Annotated in this window: 17 protein-coding genes and 2 other annotated features; of the genes, 15 read left to right on the top strand and 2 right to left on the bottom strand. The window is 40.0% G+C overall.

Annotated features, from left to right (window positions below; all coding sequences use genetic code 11):
* The first annotated feature begins 24 nt into the window (after window positions 1-24).
* On the top strand, window positions 25-1,656 hold the full coding sequence (locus tag ACIQZG_RS01040; RefSeq protein ID WP_402753299.1) for an ABC transporter substrate-binding protein: 1,632 nt from the start codon (window positions 25-27) through the stop codon (window positions 1,654-1,656).
* A gap of 209 nt (window positions 1,657-1,865) precedes the next feature.
* Here the strand turns inward: ACIQZG_RS01040 and ACIQZG_RS01035 are convergent, their stop codons facing one another.
* Window positions 1,866-3,551: a methyl-accepting chemotaxis protein gene (locus ACIQZG_RS01035; RefSeq protein WP_402753298.1), complete on the bottom strand. Its 1,686-nt coding sequence runs from the start codon at window positions 3,549-3,551 to the stop codon at window positions 1,866-1,868.
* A 339-nt stretch (window positions 3,552-3,890) separates the two neighbouring features.
* Window positions 3,891-4,107, top strand: a binding site (T-box leader).
* Between the two features lie 60 nt (window positions 4,108-4,167).
* On the opposite strand from ACIQZG_RS01035, the gene ACIQZG_RS01030 reads away from it, so the two are divergent.
* The 12 genes from ACIQZG_RS01030 (at window position 4,168) to dtd (ending at window position 18,131) form a co-directional block, all read left to right on the top strand.
* Window positions 4,168-5,544: a chorismate-binding protein gene (locus ACIQZG_RS01030; protein ID WP_402753297.1), complete on the top strand. Its 1,377-nt coding sequence runs from the start codon at window positions 4,168-4,170 to the stop codon at window positions 5,542-5,544.
* Complete coding sequence (gene trpD / locus ACIQZG_RS01025; protein WP_402753296.1) at window positions 5,544-6,572, top strand: anthranilate phosphoribosyltransferase; 1,029 nt, start codon at window positions 5,544-5,546, stop codon at window positions 6,570-6,572. Before ACIQZG_RS01030 ends, trpD begins: the two co-directional genes overlap by 1 nt.
* The gene (gene trpC / locus ACIQZG_RS01020; RefSeq protein WP_402753295.1) at window positions 6,572-7,363 is read left to right on the top strand and encodes an indole-3-glycerol phosphate synthase TrpC; all 792 of its coding nucleotides are present in this window, start codon (window positions 6,572-6,574) and stop codon (window positions 7,361-7,363) included. Before trpD ends, trpC begins: the two co-directional genes overlap by 1 nt.
* Entirely contained in the window at window positions 7,360-7,977 is a 618-nt protein-coding gene (locus ACIQZG_RS01015; protein WP_402753294.1) for a phosphoribosylanthranilate isomerase, read from the top strand. The genes trpC and ACIQZG_RS01015 overlap by 4 nt, the downstream gene beginning before the upstream one ends.
* Window positions 7,974-9,182, top strand: coding sequence for a tryptophan synthase subunit beta (gene trpB / locus ACIQZG_RS01010; RefSeq protein WP_402753293.1), 1,209 nt, complete (start codon window positions 7,974-7,976; stop codon window positions 9,180-9,182). Before ACIQZG_RS01015 ends, trpB begins: the two co-directional genes overlap by 4 nt.
* Window positions 9,182-9,973 carry a tryptophan synthase subunit alpha gene (gene trpA, locus ACIQZG_RS01005; RefSeq protein ID WP_402753292.1) on the top strand — a complete coding sequence of 264 codons (792 nt, stop codon included), beginning with the start codon at window positions 9,182-9,184 and terminating at the stop codon, window positions 9,971-9,973. The genes trpB and trpA overlap by 1 nt, the downstream gene beginning before the upstream one ends.
* A 129-nt stretch (window positions 9,974-10,102) precedes the next feature.
* On the top strand, window positions 10,103-12,418 hold the full coding sequence (gene recJ / locus ACIQZG_RS01000) for a single-stranded-DNA-specific exonuclease RecJ (RefSeq protein ID WP_402753291.1): 2,316 nt from the start codon (window positions 10,103-10,105) through the stop codon (window positions 12,416-12,418).
* A gap of 151 nt (window positions 12,419-12,569) precedes the next feature.
* Window positions 12,570-13,082, top strand: a complete 513-nt coding sequence (locus ACIQZG_RS00995) for an adenine phosphoribosyltransferase (RefSeq protein ID WP_402753290.1) — start codon at window positions 12,570-12,572, stop codon at window positions 13,080-13,082.
* Window positions 13,083-13,186: 104 nt separating this feature from the next.
* Window positions 13,187-14,278 carry a carbohydrate kinase gene (locus ACIQZG_RS00990; protein WP_402753289.1) on the top strand — a complete coding sequence of 364 codons (1,092 nt, stop codon included), beginning with the start codon at window positions 13,187-13,189 and terminating at the stop codon, window positions 14,276-14,278.
* Between the two features lie 4 nt (window positions 14,279-14,282).
* Window positions 14,283-15,197: a pseudouridine-5'-phosphate glycosidase gene (locus tag ACIQZG_RS00985; protein ID WP_402753288.1), complete on the top strand. Its 915-nt coding sequence runs from the start codon at window positions 14,283-14,285 to the stop codon at window positions 15,195-15,197.
* 205 nt (window positions 15,198-15,402) lie between these two features.
* Window positions 15,403-17,598: a RelA/SpoT family protein gene (locus ACIQZG_RS00980; protein WP_402753287.1), complete on the top strand. Its 2,196-nt coding sequence runs from the start codon at window positions 15,403-15,405 to the stop codon at window positions 17,596-17,598.
* Window positions 17,599-17,690: 92 nt separating this feature from the next.
* On the top strand, window positions 17,691-18,131 hold the full coding sequence (gene dtd, locus ACIQZG_RS00975; RefSeq protein ID WP_402753286.1) for a D-aminoacyl-tRNA deacylase: 441 nt from the start codon (window positions 17,691-17,693) through the stop codon (window positions 18,129-18,131).
* 55 nt (window positions 18,132-18,186) lie between these two features.
* Here dtd and ACIQZG_RS00970 read toward each other — a convergent pair whose 3' ends face one another.
* The gene (locus tag ACIQZG_RS00970) at window positions 18,187-19,755 is read right to left on the bottom strand and encodes an N-acetylmuramoyl-L-alanine amidase family protein (protein ID WP_402753285.1); all 1,569 of its coding nucleotides are present in this window, start codon (window positions 19,753-19,755) and stop codon (window positions 18,187-18,189) included.
* A gap of 162 nt (window positions 19,756-19,917) precedes the next feature.
* Window positions 19,918-20,162 (top strand) — a binding site (T-box leader).
* Window positions 20,163-20,296: 134 nt separating this feature from the next.
* On the opposite strand from ACIQZG_RS00970, the gene hisS reads away from it, so the two are divergent.
* Window positions 20,297-21,562 carry a histidine--tRNA ligase gene (gene hisS, locus ACIQZG_RS00965; RefSeq protein WP_402753284.1) on the top strand — a complete coding sequence of 422 codons (1,266 nt, stop codon included), beginning with the start codon at window positions 20,297-20,299 and terminating at the stop codon, window positions 21,560-21,562.
* 19 nt (window positions 21,563-21,581) lie between these two features.
* Entirely contained in the window at window positions 21,582-23,351 is a 1,770-nt protein-coding gene (gene aspS / locus ACIQZG_RS00960; RefSeq protein WP_402753283.1) for an aspartate--tRNA ligase, read from the top strand.
* The last annotated feature ends 144 nt before the right edge of the window (window positions 23,352-23,495 follow it).

Genomic DNA, 23,495 nt, shown 5'->3' with positions numbered 1-23,495 from the left:
AACTTGAGGAAGAGGGTAGACATCATGAAAAAGACAAAATCTTTGTTATTTTGTTTAGTTCTTGTCTTGTCAGTGGTACTTGCTGCATGTTCTGGCGGTAAAGATGAGGACACAGCAAAAAAAGATGATACAGGAAAAGTTTCAAATAATGAAACATTAATTTATGCACGTGGTGCAGATTCGGTCGGACTTGATCCAATTAATGTCACAGACGGCGAATCTATTCGTGTGACGCATGCTATTTTTGAAACACTATTTACATATGATAATGACTTAGAATTACAGCCTGAATTAGCAGAAAGTTATGACACCTCAGAAGATGGCTTAACGTTCACGATCCATTTAAAAGAAGGTATCAAGTTTCAAGATGGTACGGCATTTAATGCAGATGCAGTTGTTTTCAACTTTGAACGTTGGATGGATACAGAAAATCCATACCACGTCGGCGGAGATTTTACATATTATTCATTCCTGTTCGGAGGCTTTAAAGGCGATGAAAACCATAAAATTGAAGCTGTAAAAGCCGTAGATGCTAAAACAGTGGAAATTACATTAAAAGAAAAGATTGCACCATTTGCGAACTACTTAGCGATTCCTATGTTAGCAATGGCAAGTCCAGCCGCTATCCAAGAGCATAAAGATCAATTTGGTCAACATCCAGTAGGAACTGGTCCATTTAAATTTGAAAGCTGGTCGCCAAACGAAAACATTAAACTTGTGGCGAACGACAACTATTATGTAGCCGGTGAACCAAAATTGGCAGGTATGACATTTACAGTTGTCCCTGATAATGCAGCACGTCTAAATCAATTAATCGCAGGTGAAGCTGACGTTGTAGATGGTGTGAACCCAAGTGATGTTACAACAATCGATTCATATGACAATTTACAACTAGTAAAACGTCCAAGTTTCAACTTAGGTTATGTAGCATTAAACATGGAGAAAAAACCCTTCAATGATTTGAAAGTACGTCAGGCTATGAATATGGCTATCGATAAACAAGCTTTAATCGATTCTTTCTATAGTGGTTTTGCGGATGTTTCGAAACATCCTGTTCCACCTGCACTTTGGGGATTTGCCGACGATGTACAGGATTACAAATACAATATTGAAGAAGCGAAAAAATTATTAGCTGAAGCAGGTTACCCAGACGGCTTTAGTGTGAAATTATTTGCGATGAGTAACCCTCGCCCATATATGCCACAACCTCAAAAGATAGCAGAAGGTATTCAATCTGACTTAGCGAAAATAGGCGTTAAGCTAGAAATCGAGTCCTATGAGTGGGCAACATATTTAGAAAAAGCAAGTAATGGTGAGCACGATATGATGTTAATGGGATGGACAGGTGTAATGGCAGACCCTGACAACTTCTTATATCCAAACCTAACGAGTGAAAATGCTGAGAAACCTGCAAGTAACTATGCTTTCTACAAATCAGAAGCCTTTGACAAACTTGTTAAAGAAGCACGTGTAGAATATGACCATGATAAACGTATCGAGCTTTACAAAGAGGCACAACGTTTAATACATGAAGATGCACCTTGGGTTCCACTAGCCCATACAACACCACCTGTGGGAATGGCGGATTATATAAAAGGATTTGACCTTCACCCAATGGAAATTGATGATTTTGGTAAAGTAAGCATCGAAAAATAAGAGTAGAGAATATGAAAAAGAGGCTGAGATAAAACTCTCCGGACATAACTAGCTCCAAATAACGAAAAAAGTGAAATTGAGCGCACCCAATTTCACTTTTTTCTATTTTTCTTTAGTAGACCTTAGCCTCTTCTTTTTTCATGTCTAAGTATTCGCCTTAGCCGCGGCAAGCGGCTTGTCACATGCTCTTGAGCGCGAATAAGATTTTCTTATACCTTAAAACGGTGAAGTAATGATTGGAGTTGTTGAGCATTTTCGCTCAACTCAACTGCAACATTATTGACTTGCTGCATGGTAGCGGCTTGTTCGTCGACGACAACTGCAATCATTTGTACGTTGTCGGATGAAATACTTGCACTATTTGCAATTTCACTAACAGAAGCGGCAACTTCTTCAGCGCTTGCAGAGATTTGTTGCGATGTTGCAGAAATATCTTCAATTTGATCTGTAAAAGAGTTAATTGATGTCGTAATAGAATAAAAAGCATCTCCAGCATTGTTAATCATAACGACGCCATCTTGTACTGATGCAAGTCCCTCATTTACGGCTGCTGCTACATTTCGTGTATCCGTTTGGATTTCATTAGTTAAAGCGACGATTTGACTCGCTGATTGATTTGACTCCTCGGCAAGCTTTCTTACTTCATCAGCAACGACTGCAAAGCCTTTGCCATGTTCGCCAGCGCGTGCAGCTTCAATTGCAGCATTTAGGGCTAGCAAATTCGTTTGATCAGTAATCGCTGTAATCACTTTCGTAATTTGTCCAATCTCCTCAGATTGCTTACTTAGTTTTTGTGTTAGATCAGCGATACGTACAGTAGATTCTGAAATTGACGCCATTTGTTGCTTCGCTGTATCGACTGTTTGACCACCATCATTTGCTGTATTCTTCATTGTAACGGCATTTTGATGTAGGCTTTGAGTCGCTTCAGCAATACGTTGTACGCCAGCAGAAGTTTCATCCATCGCAACTGCACTTTGCTGTGAAGCGGTAGAAGAAGTGGATAAATGTGTTGCTGTTTCTTGTACACGATGAGCGACTTCGGTCGAGGTAGCAGTCACTTCCTCGGTGCTTGCAGTTAGTTCTTCAGATGCAGCTGATAGCTGTGATGCACTGTCTTGTACATTTTGAATAAGGGAATATAGATTTTGTTTTAATGTATTCACAGCTGTGGCTAGTGTGCCTATTTCATCCTTTGTATGATGTTCGATATTGGTTGTTGTTAAATCACCTTGTGCTAGTGTATCTGCGGCATCGATTACTTTGCGAAGTGGTACAATAATAGAATTTTTCACAAAGTTCATAAAATAAAACCCGACAATTCCACTTAAAATGAACATTACAATAGAAATGAGCATTGCTCGTGACACAGTATTTTTAGCAGTTTCATCGATTTTTGCAAGTTGTTCATTTTGATAGTCTCTTAACTCAGAATAAAGTGTATAAATTTCGTTATTGATTTTCGTTACATCTTTATTTATGTAGGATAAGGCTAAATCGATATTGCCATTATTAAATGCTTGTATAGCTTCATTGGATTTTTTTAACAATTCATTATGTAACACATCAATTTTCTGTACTCTTTCTGTAGTGTATTTAGAACGTACCATATCAGAAAGCTTATTAATGCTTTCTGTCAGTTTTGCTTCAGTTTCCTTTAAGATTTCTTCTGTTGAAGTATTCTTATCTAAAATATACGCACGCAAAAATTTCCCATGTGAATCAGTTGTCCTCTGTATCTCATCAGTTAACTGTATTTGTATAATGCGTTGATCGAGTACTTCCTGAAGATTTCCCTCGACCGCTTTAAATTGAATAAAAGAAATAATGCTCGAGACTAATAGAAATAATGTAAGTGAAATAAAACCTATATTTAATTTTTTACGAACGGACATTAGCGAACCTACCTTTTTTTAGATTGTTGAATAATTATAACTCTAAAGTTAATATATCTTGATATATATGGCTGGTCAATCCTAGAAAAGTGTTATTGTAAAGCTAAATTTACTTTCGTAACTGGGTATAAATGGTAATTTAATTTTCTGCATGTTGATTTCCTAGAGTAGGTAGGCAAATAACTAGTTGATGTATACATCTTTTTTATGATTAATTGATTGACAATTCTAAAAGATTAGCTTAGAATAAGTCTAACTTTTCGTTCGGATAAATGGTAGAAGATCTCGGGAGCGAGGTCAGCCTTAGAACAGATGAGCATAGTTTAGTAGAGAATAGCTGAGAAATTGTTGAATAAGAGTAGTAGCATAAGTGTACAAAAAAGAGAGTCAGTGGTTGGTGTGAACTGATTTGTAGCTTATGTGAATGGACTTATGAGAGTTGCTAATATCAATTTAGCAAACGTGATCCTACGTTATAGGGAGTGCTATAATGCACATAAGTGAGAGCAATTTTGCTCTAATTTGAGGTGGCAACGCGGTCATGATCGTCCTCTGCAATTAGGAATTTCCTATTTGCAGGGGGCTTTTTTTATTTTTTAAAAGGAGACTGATAATAATGCAATCAACAACGAGTTCAAGAACAAAGATGAAAACAATTAATGGCGATTCATTAACACCGATTTTAATTTTCAGACGTCTTCAAGGTCAACACAAATTTCTACTTGAAAGTTCAGCACAACATGAAGGGGCTGGGCGCTTTTCGTTTATTGGAGCCAATCCTCGTAAAACATACAAGGGGGCAGGCGATGAAATACAGGAATTCGCTTATAAAACAGGTCAAACCTATACACATAAAGGCGATTTATTTGTATTACTAAAACGATTAATGCCGCGTATCTCAAACACAACACAGTTTCCGTTTTCGGGTGGCGCGGTAGGCTTTGTTGGATACGGAGCGGCATCTTCATTTAAAGCAAATGACGAACAGCTGCAACTACCAGATGTTCATTTTCATGTGTATGAAACGATTATTGTGTTCGATCATGTGACAGATGAAGTGACACTTATCCATACGAATATCGATGCGGAACAAAAGGAGCCAAACCTTCATGAACTTGCAAAGCAACTGTTAACAGCAAGAGAAGGGGAAGATATAGCTTATCAGTATCAAACGCTTGAATCCACAGCTATGGAACAATTTGAAGCATCATTGAAGAAAGCACAAGATTTACTGGATAGTGAAAATGCACGTGTTGTGCTGACGAAGCGGTATGTAGCGAATTTAGAAGGTGATGCATTTGCACTTTATCGTCAATTACGAAAAAAAAATCCAGCACCCTATATGTACTATGTGACATTTGACGACCATATTGTAATGGGAACTTCTCCGGAAAGTTTGATTCGGGTAAATGGAGAGCGTGTCATTGCGACACCAACAGCAGGATCGTATCAACGTGGTCCTACGGATGCGGAAGATCTTGAAAACGAACGGAAGGTCTTTGAAAATGTGCATATTCGTAAATCACATACTGCGTTAGTAAGTGCTGTGCAGCATGAATTGCAATCAGTTTGCTTCAGAGATTCGATTCAAATCATTGATGTGATGCGCATCGAACGTTCGAAACATATGTTGTTTATGACATCACGATTAGAGGGAACGATATTGCCAATGCTTCATGCGTTAGATGTACTAAAAGCGACATTGCCACCACTTTCGTTAACAGGTACACCGAAGGAACAGACAATGGCATATTTAGAAGAAACAGCTCAAACAGCAGGGATATTTGATGGTGCCATTGGTTTTATTGGCTTTAACGGTCATCTGGATTTTACCTTAACTGGTAAATCTATCGTTGTCGCAAACGAAACACTACACATGCAAACAGCGGTAACGGTGACAAAACATACAGATGTTGAAGAATTAATCGAGCAAGTAGTTGAAGAGGAACAATTATTTAGACAACTGCTTCAACATGAAGGGAGCGTAAATTGATGGATGCAATACAGCGTAGAGTACAACAAAATGAGCACTTAATGTATGAGGAAATGTTTGAAGCGGCAAAGTGGATGTTTCAAGAAGAGACACCTAAAGAAGATATTGCGAGCTTTTTAACGGCTTTATCGGCAAAAGGTGAAACAGCTCATGAAGTAGCTGCACTTGCGGTTGTCATGCGCTCTTTTGCGCTCGACGTGCCTGCAAAATCAGGTGTCTATATGGATAACTGCGGTACAGGTGGTGATGGCTTAAATACGTTTAACATCAGTACGACTTCCGCGTTTGTATTAGCAGGAGCAGGAGTAAGAATGGCAAAGCACGGCAATCGCAAAATTTCTTCTGCGTCTGGTAGTTCGGATGTGTTAGAAGCACTCGGTATTCACACGAATATTACGATTGAACAAACAGTTGAATTACTTGAAAAAGAGGGAATTGCGTTTTTATATGCACCAAATGTCCATCCGAAATTAAAGCGCATTGGTGAAGTCAGACGAGCGCTTGGTAAACCGACAATTTTCAATTTAGTCGGTCCATTAACAAATCCAGTGCCATTAGCTACGCAGTTTACGGGCATTAACCGTCCGAATTTTGTTATGGAATATGCATCAGTTTTGCAAATGCTTGGAAGAGAGCGAGCGTTAGTTGTTTCTGGTCCACGAGGTTTAGATGAGGCTTCGCTAGCAGGGCAAAATACATTTGTGTTAGTCGATAAAGGTGATTTAATTCCATTCTCGCTAACAGCAGAAGATGTAGGTCTAAGCTATGCACCACTAGAAGCAATTCGTGGGGGCAACGCGGACGAAAATGCCATCATTATGCGTAAGTTGTTAGCAGGTGAGCAAAGTGCTTATCTATATACCGTGTTGTTAAATGCAGGTATAGGGCTATTTGGACACGGCAAAGCACTCACGGTCAAAGAAGGTGTCGATATGGCGAAAGACAGTATTTATAGCGGACGCGCATTAGAAAAACTAGAGGCAGTCGTTGCCTACAGTGAAAAAATAAAAGAGCTGGAGGTTCGATAATGGATATATTAACGAAAATACTTGAACAGAAAAAAATAGAAGTAGGAGCACTTTTAGAACAGCCAGACCCATTAGCAAATTTCACAAAACAACATCGTGTATCACTTTTTGAGACATTACGAAAATCAGATACACTACAAGTCATTTCAGAAATGAAGCGCGCTTCTCCGTCGAAGGGGTTGATTGCAGAAGGTGCAGATCCGGTGGCACAGGCAATAACTTATGCCAATGCGGGTGCTGCAGCGATTTCAGTGTTAACAGACAAAAAATTTTTCCAAGGTTCATTTGACGATTTAGCGGCAGTAGCCGAGGCTGTCCCAACTCCACTTCTTTGTAAAGATTTTATGATAGATCGTGTGCAAATCCGATTTGCCAAAGCCTCGGGTGCATCGATTATTTTATTGATTGTTGCAGCGTTAGAAATTGATACGTTGCGTGATTTATTCGGCTACGCAACAAGTTTGGGACTTGAAGTGTTAGTAGAGGTACACGATGTCGAGGAACTTGAGTGTGCAATTGCTATTGGGGCAAAGCTAATTGGTGTCAATAATCGAGATTTACGCACATTTGAAGTAAGCCTAGACCGTACATGTGAAATTGCGGATTCTTTCCCGTTTGGAGACGAACGTGTACTCATTAGTGAAAGTGGGATATGGACGAGTGACGATGCGAAGGCTGTTGCGGCGATGGGGGCTAGTGCTGTGCTTGTCGGAGAGTCATTAATGCGAAGTGGCGACGCAGGGGAAGCATTAAAAAGCTTGCAAGTAAGTAAGGCGGGGCTATCAATATGACAAGGGTGAAGATTTGCGGATTAAAGGAAATCCAACATGTAAATGCAGCAGTAAGTGCTGGTGCTGATGCTATTGGTTTTGTCTTTGCACCTAGTAAGCGGCTCGTATCGATTGCACAGGCACACGAACTGGCAAAGCATGTGCCAGACGGTGTACTAAAGATCGGTGTGTTTGTTAATCCAACTGCTGAGGAGCTTCGTACCGCCGTAGAAGGGGTACCCCTTGACTACGTACAGTATCACGGTGAAGAGGCTCCAGACTTTATCCGTGAGCAAGGCTATCGTGCGATTAAGGCGTTGTCTGTACGTTCGGCTGAGGATGTACAGGCAGCTGCGCAGTACGATGTCGATTATTACTTATTTGACGCTCCTGGGACAGATTTTAAGGGTGGTAGTGGGCATACGTTTGATTGGACCTTACTTGAGACAGCTGGTATTCCAAAAGAAAAGCTGATTCTAGCGGGTGGTTTAAAGCTGGAAAATATTAGTGAGGCTGTATCACTTGTTACACCGTTCATGGTGGATGTATCGAGTGGCGTAGAAACAGATGGTGTGAAAGATATAGGAAAGATTGAGGGGTTTTTACAGGCAGCAAAGAAGGAGAGAGTAAAATGACGAATTCACTAGCAAATAGTGTACCTACAAAAGAGGGACGCTACGGAAAATTTGGTGGCCAATATGTACCAGAAACATTAATGACAGCACTTCTTGAATTAGAGGAAGCGTATGACACGGCGATGGCAGACAAAGCATTCATCGATGAGCTGGACTATTATTTGAAGGAATATGTAGGCCGTGAAACACCACTGTACTTCGCAGAGAATTTAACGAAGGAATTAGGTGGTGCAAAAATTTACTTAAAGCGTGAAGATTTAAATCATACAGGGGCACACAAAATTAATAATGCTATTGGGCAAGCCTTACTGGCAAAACGTATGGGCAAAAAGAAAGTTGTTGCTGAAACAGGAGCTGGGCAACATGGTGTGGCGACGGCGACAGCTTGTGCGCTTTTAAATTTAGAATGTGTTGTCTTCATGGGGGCAGAGGATATAAAACGTCAGCAATTAAATGTATTCCGCATGGAGCTACTTGGTACGAAAGTAGAATCTGTGGAAAGCGGTTCGAAAACATTAAAGGATGCTGTGAATGCAGCATTGCGTTATTGGGTAACAAATGTTGAGGACACACATTATATTCTAGGTTCTGCTTTAGGACCGCACCCATTTCCGAAAATTGTGCGTGACTTTCAGCGTGTGATAGGTATAGAGACAAGAGCGCAAATACTTGAAAAGGAAGGTCGTTTACCAGAGGCTGTCGTAGCTTGTATCGGCGGCGGTAGTAACGCTATTGGTATGTTCCATCCGTTTGTCGATGATGAAAAAGTAGCATTGTACGGCGTAGAAGCGGCAGGGAGCGGTCTTGAATCAGGCAAACATGCTGCAGCAATTGCTGGAGGACAGTTGGGTGTTTTACATGGCGCGTACATGTATTTATTGCAAGATGAAAATGGCTTTGTGCAAGAGGCACATTCAATTTCTGCGGGGCTTGATTATCCAGGGAAGGGTCCAGAACATTGCTATTTACATGATATTGGACGTGCGAAATTTGACGCGATTACAGATAAAGAGGCGCTAGAAGGCTTACAACTTTTGAGTCGTACAGAAGGTATCTTACCTGCGTTAGAAAGTTCTCATGCGATTGCGTATACGGCGAAGCTAGCGAAAACAATGACATCGGATGAAGTGATTGTTGTGTGCTTATCTGGTCGTGGTGATAAAGACGTACATACAGTGCGTGCAGTTCTTGGAGGTGAAAAGTAATGACAACAATCGAGGAAGCTATTGTAAAGGTGAACGAAGCTGGCGATAAAGCATTTGTGCCGTATATTATGGCTGGAGACGGTGGCTTAGAAACATTGAAACCAACAATTTTAAAGTTACAAGCGATAGGCGTTACAGCGATTGAAGTTGGCATTCCATTTACAGATCCTGTTGCAGATGGACCAACGATTGAACAGGCTGGTGAACGTGCTTTGGCTAAAGGAGTGACACTGCGTAAAGTATTAGAAGAGTTAACGTCTTTCCGAGAGGATATTACGGTACCACTTGTTGTGATGACCTATTTTAATCCTGTGTTAGCGTATGGTTTAGAGGCGTTTGGAATTGCCTGTGCAGCAGGTGGTGTTAAAGGATTAATAGTACCAGATGTGCCGCTTGAGGAAAGTGAGATTTTACGTGAGGCATTAAATTCATATGGTGTTGACATCGTGCAACTGGTGTCATTAACGAGCCCACCCGAGCGCATTGCAAAAATCGCAGCAGCAAGTCAAGGTTTTGTCTATGCGGTGACGGTCAACGGAATTACTGGGGCACGTGCAAGTTTTGCCACTGATTTAGAGGGACATTTTGCAAGGTTGCGTGAGGCCAGCCTGATTCCAGTGCTTGCAGGGTTTGGAATCTCAACACCTGAGCAAGTGGTAAGTATGGGAGCTTTGGGTAATGGTGTGATTGTAGGAAGTACGATTGTTACAGCGTTACATGAAGGTGATTTTGCAAAAGTGGAAGCGTTGGTTGCTGCATCAAAAGGTGTATGTGTGAGGTCTACTCTTTAATGAGAGTAGGCTTTTTTTCTTTGCATGTGGAAAATATTACGAGTTTGAAGGATAGACGTATCAGTAACCAACGGATAGTGCGTACCTTGTCCATTTTCGGTATAATAGCTTTCGTGAGGAAGTGAAATAATGATTCAATCAAAAAAAAGATGGCAAGTGGAACGTCCAGACGAACAGCTTGTGCAACAATTACAAAACAACCTACAACTTTCTGCTATTGCTGCAAAAATTTTAGTGGCACGTGGCTGTGAAACATCAGCACATGCAGAAAGCTTATTAAATATGACGGAAACAAGTGTTTATGACCCGTTTTTAATGCATGGTATGGCAGAAGCGGTAGCGCGAATCGAGCAAGCACTAGATAATGGTGAGAAAATATTAGTATATGGCGATTACGATGCAGATGGAGTGACTAGTACGACAGTGATGCTACATGTTTTACTCGATCTTGGCGCTGATGTAACGTTCAAAATTCCAAATCGTTTTTTACATGGTTATGGACCGAGTGAGCAATTATTCCGTGAGGCACATGAAGAAGGTGTCCAGCTTATTATTACGGTCGATAACGGAATTTCTGGTATAGAGCCGATTCGTGTGGCAAAGGAACTTGGTATGGATGTCATTGTGACAGATCACCATGAGCCAGGCGAGGAATTACCTCCGGCGGATGTTATTTTGCACCCGCGTGTGCCAGAGGGACATTATCCATTTGGCGAGCTTGCAGGTGTCGGTGTAGCGTTTAAACTGGCGCATGCCCTATACGGTGAATTGCCGACGCATTTATTTGAATTCGTAGCCATTGGTACGGTTGCGGATTTAGTGCCACTAGTCGATGAAAATCGTTATTTAGTAAAGCGTGGTATTGAAGAAATGCAACGTTCGCTTAGTCCGTGGGTACAGGCGATGTGTGAGGTCTCAAGTGCCGATCAGTCAAAAATTAACGAAGAAACGATTGGCTTTTACTTTGGTCCACGCTTAAATGCAGTCGGTCGCCTCGGTGAAGCGGCACCCGGAGTGGAATTGTTGATGGCAGAGGATGTTATCAAGGCTACAACCCTAGCTAAAAAATTGAATACTTGTAATACCGAACGCAAGGATATTGTGAAGGACATTACAGAGCAGGCAACAGCGATGATTGAAGCAGATGAAAAAATTCATAACTCACTCGTGTTAGTTGTTGCGGGAGAAGGTTGGAACCCTGGTGTGGTAGGGATTGTGGCATCACGACTTGTCGAGTTATATTATCGCCCGACAATCGTGTTATCCCTTGATCCTGAAAAAGGGACTGCAAAAGGTTCTGCGCGTAGTATTGAAGGTTTCCATCTTTATAATGAACTTGCTAAAAATCGTGATATTTTACCGCATTTTGGTGGACACCCAATGGCAGCGGGGATGACTTTACCGCTCGAACATGTCGATGAACTACGCTCGCGTCTTGATGTGCAGGCAAGGGCTTGTTTAACAGAGGAACAATTGACACCAGTAATCAATATTGATATTCCACTGAAAATTGATGAAATTTCGACAGATGCAATTGAAGAAATTGCAAAGCTCGGTCCATTTGGTACAGATTTCCCCAAACCGGTGTATGTGCTAGAGGACGTAGAAGTTGCCTCAATGCGTAAAATAGGTGCGGCAGAAAATCATATTAAAATGGAATTAACGGATGGCTTTGAAAAATTGGATAGTGTTGGTTTTAACAAAGGGCATCTCCATGATGAGCTTACGTATGGTATAAAAGTATCGTTTATTGGGGATCTTCAAATTAATGAGTGGCAAGGACGTAAAAAACCACAATTTATGATAGAGGACGTCCAAACGTCTGAATGGCAGTTATTCGATATTCGTGGAATACGCCAAACGTCTCGCTGGCTAAATACTGTGCCGAAGGAAGAAGCTGCATTTCTAGCATTCCGACCTGAAACGATTACATATTACCAATCGCTTCTAGGTGTGCCAATTCTGTATGTCGATGAGTCATTATCGAATGTGGAAAAAGCCAATTTTATCGTTTTACTTGATTTGCCACTAAATGTTCGATTGTTAGAAAATGTATTGAAAAAAACAGCGCCATCACGTATTTATGCGCATTTTTATATGCCGGATTCGCAATATTTCAATGGTATGCCGACGCGTGAGCAATTTAGCTGGTATTATAAATTTTTGAAAAATCGCCCTGCATTTCCATTAAACATGCATTTATCCGATCTCGCCAAGCATACAGGCTGGCCACTGGATGCATTAAAGTTTATGACACAGGTGTTTTTTGAACTCAATTTTGTTAGAATGGAGAGTGGACTGACGACTGTCAACGTGGATGCGCCGAAACAAGCGCTATCGGAGGCACCGTCATACAAACAACGTTCAGAACAGATTGACATGGAGCAGAAGCTTGTCTATGCCCCTTATATAGAGTTAAAGCAATGGTTTGATGAACGAATGTAACAATATTCTGGTGAATATTGTTACTGCCTCCGGCGGATGTCACAGATTTTACAGTGGAGTATATCGTACAAGCACGATATAAAAATCTGGACTCAAATACGCCGAGGCGAATTTGATAGATCACAACAGGTTTCATAGGAGGAACAAACGAATGGATTTAAAGCAATATGTTACAACAGTTGAAAACTGGCCAAAAGAAGGTATCAGTTTCAAAGACATCACAACAATTATGGATAACGGTCCTGCTTATAAATATGCAACAGACGAAATTGTGAAGTATGCAAAAGAAGTTGGCGCTGAAATTATTGTAGGTCCTGAAGCACGAGGCTTCATCATTGGCTGCCCAGTCGCTTATGCACTTGAAATTGGTTTCGCACCAGTACGCAAACCAGGGAAATTACCACGTGAAGTAATCAGTGCTGACTATGGTCTTGAATACGGTAAAGACACATTAACAATGCACAAAGATGCGATTAAACCAGGCCAAAAAGTATTAATCTGTGATGATTTACTTGCTACTGGTGGTACAGTTGAAGCAACAGTACGTTTAATTGAACAATTAGGCGGCGAATTAGTTGGTTGTGCATTCTTAATCGAATTAACTGAATTAAATGGTCGTGCAAAGCTTGGCGATTTAAACATTAAAACATTAATTGAATACTAATAAAACGAAGGACGTGCCTCATAATAAAATGGGCACGTCTTTTTTATTTGACTTCCAGAAAACAAAAGTTTATAATTCAAACAAATATAATAAAAGGTGATGCTATGAATGAGAGAGAGCAAGTTGTACTTTCGCTAATTCGTCAAAATCCGTTTATGTCTCAACAAGAGATGGCAGATAAGATGAATTTGTCACGTCCAGTTCTTGCAAATTTAGTATCAAGTTTAACGAAGCAAGGAAAAATTGTAGGTCGTGCTTATATCTTACCTGAGGAAAATGAAATTATTTGCATTGGCGGAGCAAACCTTGACCGAAAGTTCCATGTGAAAGGAACTGTTCAACTAGGAACGTCAAACCCTTCTAGTTCCACATTCAGTGTGGGTGGTGTTGGACGCAATGTTGCGGAAAACCTTGGGCGTCTTGGTCATGAAGTAACGTTGCTGACGACAGCTGGTAAGGATGCTGATTGGCTAGCTATTCAAGAAGCTTCTGAAGCTTTTATGAATTTACGCTATGTAGAACAGCTACCAGATGCGTCGACCGGTTCATACACAGCCATTATGGATGAGCAAGGTGAACTAGCATTAGCAGTTGCCAATATGGATGTTTATGATTTATTAGTACCGTCTTTGTTAAAACAACATGAAACAATGCTGATGAATGCAGGCTGCTTTATTATTGATCTAAATTGCCCAAAAGAAACAGTGGAATATATTCAAAGTATTGCGATTGCAAGAGAAATTCCACTAGTGATTGTGCCTGTATCTTCGCCGAAAATGAATAGACTTCCTTATTCATTGAAAGGAATAACATGGTTTATTTGTAATACGGATGAGGCAGAAACAATTGTAGGGCATAGCATTCAAACTGAAGAAGATTATGCAAACGCATTACAACATTTGCTGGGTGCAGGTGTTAAGTACGCTGTTATTACAGCAGGAGCAAAAGGTGTCTTCGCTGCAACAACTGCGATTCAGCCACGTCATTTTGCTGCAAAAAAAATCTCGAAAATTGAAGATGTAACAGGTGCTGGTGATGCCTTTGTCAGCGGAGTAATACATAGCTGGCTAACAAAGCAACCATTTGAAGTATGTATTGATGCAGGATTAACAAATTCCAAAAATACACTTGCTTCACCATATACGGTCAGACCAGAATTAACAGAAGAACTTTTGAAAAATGAGATGGAGGAATAACAACATGAAAGAATTTATCGTATTATCAGAAGAAGTAAAAGCAGGACAAGAGAAAGGCTTACCAATCGTTGCCTTAGAATCTACAATTATTTCACATGGTATGCCATATCCACAAAACGTAAAAACTGCCCGTGAAGTAGAGCAAATTATCCGTGACAACGGTGCAGTTCCAGCAACAATCGCATTAATCGATGGTAAAATTAAAATCGGTTTATCTGATGAAGAACTTGAAATGTTCGGTAATTCACAAGGCGTTGCAAAAGCATCTCGCCGTGACTTAGCATACTTACTAGCTACGAAAAAATTAGGTGCGACAACTGTTGCTGCAACAATGATCTGTGCAGAATTAGCTGGTATTGAAATTTTCGTAACAGGCGGTATCGGTGGTGTTCACCGTGGTGCTGAAACAACAATGGACGTTTCTGCAGACCTAGAAGAATTAGCACAAACAAACGTAGCTGTAATTTGTGCAGGTGCAAAATCAATTTTAGATATCGGTTTAACACTTGAATACCTTGAAACAAAAGGTGTACCAGTAGTTGGCTACGGTACAGACAAAGTTCCTGCATTCTACACACGTGAAAGTGATTTTGATGTTAACTTCCAATTAGATACACCAGAAGATGTGGCAGCGATGTTACACGCTAAATGGGAATTAGGTCTTAAAGGTGGAGCAGTAATTGCTAATCCAATTCCAGAAGCTGAGGCAATGGATCACAGTTTCATTACAAACATTATTGAAAAAGCTTTACGTGAAGCAGAAGAAAACAACATTCTAGGTAAAAACGTAACACCATTCTTACTTGGAAAAGTAAAAGAATTAACTGAAGGCAAGAGCTTAGATGCCAATATTGCATTAGTGAAAAACAATGCAGTTGTTGGTGCGAAAATTGCTGTAGCATTCAATCAATCAAAATAAACGTATTTATAAAGACTCCCTGCTAGGCTTCTACGCTTAGTAGGGGGTCTTTTTGTTCATTTTAAAGAAAAGTATTTCCATTTTCCGCACTTTTCACGAGATTAACTAAACTATATGACACAGTCCCTTTACAATAGCCCTTGATGTTTTATACAATTGAAGTTATATCTAATCTGAAAAATTTGACGAGCAAGGTGGACATGTTATGGCGAAAGAGCAAATTTTGACTCCTCAAGATGTTTTTGATTTAGTCAAATCCTATATGAATGATGAAAATGTCGCATTCGTGAAAAAAGCATATGAATTAGCAAGAGACGCACATATTGAGCAGTTTCGTAGCTCTGGCGAACCGTATATTATTCACCCGGTACAAGTTGCCGGTATTTTAGCTGAATTACAAATGGATCCGGAAACAGTCGCAGCGGGCTTTTTACATGATGTTGTAGAAGACACGGAATTTACGCGTGACGACTTAGTGCGTGAGTTTGGTGAAGATGTGGCGATGCTCGTTGACGGCGTAACGAAGCTCGGAAAAATTAAATATTTGTCGAAAGAAGCACAGCAAGCAGAAAATCATCGTAAAATGTTTATCGCGATGGCTCAAGATATTCGTGTAATCTTGATCAAACTAGCAGACCGTCTGCACAATATGCGTACATTAAAGCATTTACCTGCTGAAAAACAGCGCCGAATTTCGAAAGAGACACTGGAGATTTTTGCACCACTTGCACATCGTCTAGGGATTTCTACGGTGAAGTGGGAGTTAGAAGATACAGCTCTGCGTTATTTAAATCCACAGCAATATTATCGTATCGTAAGTCTTATGAAGAAGAAACGTGATGAGCGCGAAGCCTATTTAGATAATGTAATGGGTGAAATGAAATCACAATTAGGTGATGTTGAAATCGATGCGGATATTTACGGTCGCCCTAAGCATATTTACAGCATCTATCGAAAAATGGTGTTACAAAAAAAGCAATTTAACGAAATTTATGATTTGCTAGCAATTCGTGTGCTCGTTGATAGCATTAAAGATTGTTATGCCGTGTTAGGAATTGTGCATACATTATGGAAGCCGATGCCAGGTCGCTTCAAAGACTATATTGCCATGCCAAAGCAAAATTTGTATCAGTCACTACATACGACTGTAATTGGACCTTATGGTGATCCGCTTGAAGTGCAAATTCGTACGAAGGAAATGCATAGAATAGCAGAATACGGGATTGCGGCACACTGGGCATATAAAGAAGGTAAAAAGGTTGATAATGAAAAACAAAATGTGGACCAAAAGCTGACGTGGTTCCGTGAAATTTTAGAATTCCAAAATGAATCTTCGAATGCAGAGGAGTTTATGGAATCATTAAAATTCGATTTATTCTCGGATATGGTCTATGTTTTTACGCCTGAGGGAGATGTCGTTGAATTACCAGCTGGCTCTGTACCAATCGACTTTGCATACCGTGTGCACTCAGAAGTCGGAAATCGTACAATTGGTGCAAAAATTAACGGTAAAATGGTAACGCTGGATACACCGCTTAAAACTGGTGATATCATTGAAATTTTAACGTCAAAACAATCATTTGGCCCAAGTCGTGACTGGTTAAAAATCGCACAATCATCACAAGCGAAAAATAAAATCAAACAATTTTTCAAACGTCATCTTCGCGAAGAAAACATTATCAAAGGAAGAGAGATGATTGATAAGGAAATTCGCGCCCAAGGCTTTGATTTAAAAGAAACATTGTCTGCAGAAAATCTTAAACGCGTTTGTGAAAAAATGAATTACACGAATGAAGAAGATTTATTTGCCAATGTCGCGGTAAATGGTATTACAGCTCAACAAGTTGTGAATCGTCTTGCTGAAAAACGTCGTAAAGAACGTGAACAAGAAGAGGCACTTGAAAAAATTGAAATGAAAATGAAAAATCCAATTCCGCAAAGACGTACGGAATCTGGCGTTGTTGTAAAAGACATTGATAACATGCTTATTCGATTATCACGTTGTTGTACACCTGTGCCTGGAGATGATATTGTCGGCTTTATTACGAAAGGTCGAGGAGTTTCGGTCCATCGTGCAGACTGTCCAAACATTCAAGTCGAGGGTGAACAAGATCGTTTAATCGAAGTAGAATGGGAAGAAGGACTCGCACCAGAGAGAAAAGAGTATCCTGTTGATATTGAGGTTTCTGCCTTTGATCGTCCAGGCTTATTAAACGAAGTTATGCAAATTGTGAGTGAAACGAAAACGAATATTTTAGCCGTAAGTGGTCGAGCAGATCGAGACAAAATAGCTACTATCCATTTGACGATTTCGATTTCAAACATTTCGCATTTGCATAAAGTTGTAGAACGTATAAAACAAATCCCTGATATTTATTCGGTACAACGTGTTATTAACTAATAGTTTAACAACTACTAAGTAACGTTATTCCTCTGGTTGTATGCATAAGTAAATACGCCAAGGTGAACTTGATAGAATAGAGGTTTCAAATAATGAAAGTAGTATTACAACGTAGTAAAGCTGCATCCGTGACAGTCGGTGGTGAAGTTACGGGTGCAATAGATCGAGGCTATGTGCTCCTTGTTGGGATTACACATGAGGATACAATGGAGGATATCACCTATCTAGCGAAAAAAATTGCGAATTTACGCTTATGGGAAGACGCTGATGGGAAGATGAATCATTCTATATTGGAGCATGGTGGAGCGATTTTATCGGTTTCACAATTTACCTTGTATGGTGAAACAAAAAAAGGGAATCGTCCGAGTTTTATTAGTGCGGCAAGACCTGAAATTGCTGAGCCACTTTGGGAGGCATTTAATGATGCACTCCGTGAACATGGCTTACATGTCGAAACAGGTGTTTTCGGCGCAATGATGGATGTGGCATTTACAAATGATGGACCAGTTACTATTCTTTTGGAGTCAAAATAATTCATAATAGCATAGAAAATGAGCACATCACTGATTCAGTGATGTGCTCATTTTTTTAAATTTCTTTATTAAAATAATCAAGGATTCCCTGATAGATACCTAATGATGCCTGCTCACGGAATTTCTCTGTTGTGATGACGCGTTCTTCTCCGGCATTGCTAAGGAAGCCAAGTTCAATGAGAACGGCCTTCTGGCGATTTTCTCTAAGGACTAAATAGTTACCAGGTTGTGTTCCACGATCCCTTAAATTGATTTTACTTCCGAGCCCCTTATGTATTGCTTCAGCGAGTCCCTTTTGGTTTCCATTTAAATAATATGAAGTGAAGCCAGAAACAGAGCTATCGTCTGTCGCATCATAATGTAGACTAATAAAGGCATCAGCATCATATTGATGGGCAACTGATACACGTTTGCGCAGTGCTACATACTCATCTGATTCACGAGTCATGATGACATCGGCACCCGCAGCACTAAGTTTTGATGCTAATAATGAAGCTGTTTTTAAAGTAATGTCTTTTTCATCTGTTCCACGTTGGCCTGTTGTACCATGATCGTTTCCACCGTGACCAGCATCCACAACAATTGTTAAACCGTTTAAAGTTCCTTTGTTACGAGTGATATTTGTATCTTCTTTAACAGCGGTATTTTTAGCATCTGTAGACACAACCCAATTTGCGACGAATGCAGTTTTCTTACCTAATTGAATTTCGTAAAAATCGCCCTTCGTACCGATAATTGGATAAGTTTCCCCAGCATCTACTCGTTCGACAACTTCTGCACTTGTTGTGGCATCCGTTCGAAGGTTTGTTCCGTTATAAATGATGGTAACAGAACCTAAATCTTTTTTTGTAGAGCTAGTGGATGTGCTTTTTGTCATGTCAGAAAAAGTTCCGTAAAAGCTATACACCCAGCCAGTTTTGTTTGCATTGTATTGGATTTGCACCCAATTATGTTCTTGTTTCAGAACTTTAAAGACTTGTCCTTTTGAGACAGTCCCAACTTTATTTGCGGTTAAATCAGCCTTTTTACGGACATTTAATGTGTCTACCAATACAGTGAATGTCGTATCTTCGGGTGATGTGACTGTCTTATTTTCAGATGTTTCTGTTTTGGTTTCTGTAGTTTTTTTAGTTTTTTCATTAATTGTCACATAGCTAGTCGATACCCAGCCAATTACACCGTTCCAGTTAATTTTTACCCATTCACCGGATTCTTGTAAAAGTGTTGCTTGGTTGCCTGTAGAGAGCTGACCCAGCACGGCAGATGAAATATCTGGCTCAGTTCGGATATTTAACCGATCGACTTGTGCGATGACGGTTTTATCGACTGTTTGTACATTAGTTGTCGGAGCTGTAAGCCAAGAAGCTACCCAACCCTCATAGGCGCTAGTTTTGACTTGAATCCAGTCATCTTGACGCCCGATGGATGTAAGGAAATCACCTTCTTCGAGAGTTGTAATAATTGGGTATGAGAGCCCCGGTCCTTCACGTAAATGAAGTATTGTACCTGTTACTTTTAAATCGTCTGAATTAGCAGAAGCTTTTTGTCCTATCTGCATACTTGGAATCATGACTGTAAAGAGTAACAGTAAGATGGGAACTATATTTAGTAGTTTTTTTATCATCAGATTCCTCCTATTCTCGTGCTATTTTATCATATTTATGATAAATAATTCGTGTGAGGATAGTCCTGGAATTTGTAGTTTGCTGCTTCTGACTTAAAAAAAACAAAAACAGTTGACATTACTTGTCGATATGACTAACATAAAGAGTAATGAAAAAATGATTGAACGCTTATGACCAAGCGAGTAGCATATACCTCTATTGGAGAAGAGAGGGAAAGACCGGGGCTGAAATCTTTCCTACAAAAATGTATAATGTGAACAACACTTGAGAGGCTTTTTTCTGAAAAGGTATTGCTTAGTAGGAAAAAACGGAATCGGCCGTTATCCGATTTATGAGGAGGATGCATGTTTTTTTGTGCGTCAACTAGGGTGGAACCGCGGAAGCATATATAGCTCTCGTCCCTTGCGATTAGCAAGGTGGCGAGGGCTTTTTTTGTTTTGGCAAGTTTAGCGTATGTAAATAGGTCGCTCAACCTCGTATTAAAGTCGCTCAATTCACAAGCAAACCCGCTCATAAGCAAATTGTAGAGGAGGTATTCGTATGAATTTTAAAGTGCCGCGTGGTACACAAGATATTTTGCCAGGACAATCAGAAAAGTGGCAAAAGGTAGAGTCGATTATCCGTGATTTATGTCATGTTTATCGTTACAACGAAATTCGTACACCGATTTTCGAGCAAACAGATTTATTTGCGCGCGGTGTTGGAGAAACAACGGATGTTGTGCAAAAAGAAATGTATACTTTCGAAGATCGTGGTGGTCGCTCATTGACACTTCGTCCAGAAGGTACAGCTTCGACAGTTCGATCTTATGTAGAAAATAAAATGTTTGGCTCTCCAGACCAACCAGTAAAACTTTCATACATGGGGCCGATGTTCCGCTATGAGCGCCAACAAGCGGGACGATATCGTCAATTCGTACAATTTGGTGTGGAAGCTATCGGTAGTGCCGATCCAGCCATTGATGCAGAGGTAATTGCACTAGCAATGGATGTGTATGAATCAGTTGGCTTAAAGAATTTAAAATTAGTCATTAATTCATTGGGTGATAAAGTAACACGTGATGCGCACCGTACAGCACTTATTAATCACTTTGAGCCACATATCCATGAGTTTTGCTCGGATTGTCAAAACCGATTGCAAAAAAATCCACTGCGTATTTTAGACTGTAAGGTAGACCGCGAACATTCATTGATGGCTACTGCACCAGCATTAACTGACTTCTTAACAGAAGAATCAGCTACTTACTTTGCACAAGTGAAAACGTATTTAGATACACTTGGTATTTCTTATGAGGTAGATCCAAACCTAGTCCGTGGCCTTGATTATTATAATCACACAACGTTTGAAATTATGTCGACAGCTTCTGGCTTTGGTGCAATTACAACACTTTGTGGTGGCGGTCGTTATAACGGCTTAGTGGAGGAAATCGGTGGACCTGATGTGCCTGGTATTGGTTTTGCTTTAAGTATCGAACGTTTACTACTTGCACTTGAAGCAGAAGGTGTAGAGCTGGATACAGAGTCTGCGCTAGAAGTATTCATGATTGCAATGGGAGACGAAGCGAAGCTAAAAGCAGTGGAGCTAACAAGTTCATTCCGTGCGAAGGGTATTTCTACGGAAATGGATTATTTAGACCGTAAGATGAAAGCGCAAATGAAGTCTGCTGACCGTCTAGGCGCGAAATATACAATCGTTCTAGGGGAAACAGAGCTTGAAGAACAAGCAGCTACGGTAAAAAATATGGAATCAGGCGAGCAACAAAAAGTCGCTTTTTCAGAATTAGTAAATTATCTATTAGGTAAATAATTAGTTGGAGGAATTACAAATGGCAAAGAGAACACATGCTAGTAACGAACTTTCAGAAGCGTTACAAGGCGAAAAAGTAGTATTAAAAGGTTGGGTGCAACGTCGCCGTGACCTTGGTGGTTTAATTTTCATCGATTTACGTGATCGTACAGGGATTACTCAAGTGGTATTTAGCCCAGATGTAGCAGAAGCGCATACTTTAGCAGACAAAGTACGTAATGAATACGTAATCGAAATCGAAGGGACAGTACTACTTCGTTCTGAAGATCAAATTAATCCAAACGTACCAAACGGTAAAATTGAAGTAGAAGCGACTAGCTTAATCGTGATTAACACAGCAAAAACTACGCCATTCCAAATTGAAGACCGTACAGATGTGTCAGAAGATTTACGTTTGAAATATCGTTACCTAGACTTACGTCGTCCTGTAATGTTTGATATTTTCAAAATGCGTTCAGATGTGACTCGTACAATTCGTAACTTCTTACAAAACGAAGGCTTCCTAGAAGTAGAAACACCAATTTTAACAAAATCTACTCCTGAAGGTGCACGTGACTATTTAGTACCATCACGTGTTCATGAAGGTGAGTTTTATGCTTTACCACAATCACCACAATTATTTAAACAGTTATTAATGGTAGCTGGTTTTGAGCAATACTTCCAAATCGCTCGTTGTTTCCGTGATGAAGATTTACGTGCTGACCGTCAACCTGAGTTCACACAAGTCGACATCGAAACAAGCTTCTTAACACAAGAAGAAGTATTAGAAATGAACGAACGTTTAATTCAAGCGGTTATGAAAGACGTAAAAGGTATTGATATTCCTGCGCCATTCCAACGCATGAAATATCAAGAAGCAATGGATCGTTTCGGTTCAGATAAGCCAGACGTTCGTTTTGGTTTAGAATTAGTTGCATTAAATGATATTTTTGATGGCTGTGACTTCAAAGTGTTTGCTGATACAGTTGCATCAGGTAAACAAGTAAAAAGTATCAACATCAAAGGTGCTGCAGACAAATATTCTCGTAAAGACATGGATGAGTTAACAAAATTCGTTGGAATTTACGGAGCAAAAGGTCTTGCTTGGTTGAAAGTAACTGAAGAAGGCTTAAATGGCCCGATTGCTAAATTCTTTGATGAAGCATTAGCGGCATCTCTAATCGAGCGCATGGGTGCTGAAATAGGAGATATTCTAGTATTCGTTGCTGACAAACCTTCTGTAGTTGCGGCATCTCTTGGTGCACTTCGTACGAAATTAGGCCATGATCTTGGTTTAATCGACGAGTCACAATTTGCATTCTTATGGATTACTGACTGGCCATTATTCGAGTACTCAGAAGAAGACGGTCGTTACTATGCGGCACATCACCCATTCACACGTCCATTCGACGAAGATATCGAATTAATGAATACAAATCCATCAGCTGTGCGTGCACAAGCTTATGATATCGTGTTAAATGGTTATGAGCTTGGTGGAGGTTCACTACGTATTTACGAACGCGACTTACAAGAAAAAATGTTTGAATTACTTGGCTTTACAGAAGAAGAAGCTAAGGCTCAATTCGGCTTCCTACTTGAAGCATTTGAATATGGAGTACCACCACATGCTGGTCTTGCATTCGGTCTTGACCGTTTTGTAATGCTACTTGCAGGTCGTACAAACTTACGTGATACAATTGCGTTCCCTAAAACAGCAAGTGCGAGCTGCTTACTTACATCAGCACCGAGTGAAGTGTCTCCAGACCAACTTAATGAGTTAAGCTTAGCAATCAAACCGTTTAGAAAATAATTGTTTTCTACTGCTGTTGTAAAAGTTTCTGTAAAGAAGCATAATTGCTACTGACTAAATAATTTTAAATACCTAGATTCCTTAACAGAAAATGTCCGGAATCTAGGTATTTTTCTGTAATTTCGAAAGAATGATCGATTTTTA

The organism is Lysinibacillus sp. NPDC096418 (assembly GCF_044762775.1).
GTDB lineage: Bacteria > Bacillota > Bacilli > Bacillales_A > Planococcaceae > Lysinibacillus.
This window is presented reverse-complemented; position numbering and strand designations above follow the sequence as displayed.

Coding starts and splice junctions, on each gene's coding strand:
- ACIQZG_RS01040 (WP_402753299.1), top strand. CDS start 25: ATGAAAAAGACAAAATCTTTGTTATTTTGTTTAGTTCTTGTCTTGTCA.
- ACIQZG_RS01035 (WP_402753298.1), bottom strand. CDS start 3,551: ATGTCCGTTCGTAAAAAATTAAATATAGGTTTTATTTCACTTACATTA.
- ACIQZG_RS01030 (WP_402753297.1), top strand. CDS start 4,168: ATGCAATCAACAACGAGTTCAAGAACAAAGATGAAAACAATTAATGGC.
- trpD (WP_402753296.1), top strand. CDS start 5,544: ATGGATGCAATACAGCGTAGAGTACAACAAAATGAGCACTTAATGTAT.
- trpC (WP_402753295.1), top strand. CDS start 6,572: ATGGATATATTAACGAAAATACTTGAACAGAAAAAAATAGAAGTAGGA.
- ACIQZG_RS01015 (WP_402753294.1), top strand. CDS start 7,360: ATGACAAGGGTGAAGATTTGCGGATTAAAGGAAATCCAACATGTAAAT.
- trpB (WP_402753293.1), top strand. CDS start 7,974: ATGACGAATTCACTAGCAAATAGTGTACCTACAAAAGAGGGACGCTAC.
- trpA (WP_402753292.1), top strand. CDS start 9,182: ATGACAACAATCGAGGAAGCTATTGTAAAGGTGAACGAAGCTGGCGAT.
- recJ (WP_402753291.1), top strand. CDS start 10,103: ATGATTCAATCAAAAAAAAGATGGCAAGTGGAACGTCCAGACGAACAG.
- ACIQZG_RS00995 (WP_402753290.1), top strand. CDS start 12,570: ATGGATTTAAAGCAATATGTTACAACAGTTGAAAACTGGCCAAAAGAA.
- ACIQZG_RS00990 (WP_402753289.1), top strand. CDS start 13,187: ATGAATGAGAGAGAGCAAGTTGTACTTTCGCTAATTCGTCAAAATCCG.
- ACIQZG_RS00985 (WP_402753288.1), top strand. CDS start 14,283: ATGAAAGAATTTATCGTATTATCAGAAGAAGTAAAAGCAGGACAAGAG.
- ACIQZG_RS00980 (WP_402753287.1), top strand. CDS start 15,403: ATGGCGAAAGAGCAAATTTTGACTCCTCAAGATGTTTTTGATTTAGTC.
- dtd (WP_402753286.1), top strand. CDS start 17,691: ATGAAAGTAGTATTACAACGTAGTAAAGCTGCATCCGTGACAGTCGGT.
- ACIQZG_RS00970 (WP_402753285.1), bottom strand. CDS start 19,755: ATGATAAAAAAACTACTAAATATAGTTCCCATCTTACTGTTACTCTTT.
- hisS (WP_402753284.1), top strand. CDS start 20,297: ATGAATTTTAAAGTGCCGCGTGGTACACAAGATATTTTGCCAGGACAA.
- aspS (WP_402753283.1), top strand. CDS start 21,582: ATGGCAAAGAGAACACATGCTAGTAACGAACTTTCAGAAGCGTTACAA.